Here is a 453-nt window from a genome sequence, read left to right as displayed (position 1 = left end):
TGATACCAATAAATTTAAGTATATTATGTTTATTATTTTGATTGTCAAATTTAAGTACACCCTAAACATACAAATGAAGTTGTTGAATTTATAACAATCAAATTGTATGATTAGGGTGTAAATTAATTGTGGAGTGAAATTAATGATTATTGGCTATGCGAGAGTATCATCTAATGACCAAAATTTAGAAAGACAATTAGACAATTTAAAGGCTTTTGGTGTAGACAAAGTGTTTATAGAAAAACAATCGGGAGAATCAATTGAAAATAGGCCGGTACTTCAAGAAGCACTTAACTTTGTGAGAATGGGAGATTGTTTCGTTGTAGAATCGATTGATCGATTAGGTCGTAACTATGATGAGGTTATTAACACAGTAAATTACCTAAAAGATAAAGAAGTACAATTGATGATCACTAGTTTACCTATAATGAATGAAGTCATCGGTAATCCATT

Annotated in this window: 1 protein-coding gene; it reads left to right on the top strand. The window is 29.6% G+C overall.

Annotation, left to right across the window (positions count from 1 at the left end; all coding sequences use genetic code 11):
* Positions 1 to 142: 142 nt before the first annotated feature.
* A partial coding sequence (locus tag DVK06_RS17720) for a recombinase family protein (protein WP_147438189.1) occupies positions 143 to 453 on the top strand: 311 nt, incomplete at its 3' end.

The organism is Halorubrum sp. Atlit-28R (genome assembly GCF_003665955.1).
In the GTDB taxonomy this organism is placed as follows: Archaea; Halobacteriota; Halobacteria; order Halobacteriales; family Haloferacaceae; genus Halorubrum; species Halorubrum tropicale.
This window is presented reverse-complemented; position numbering and strand designations above follow the sequence as displayed.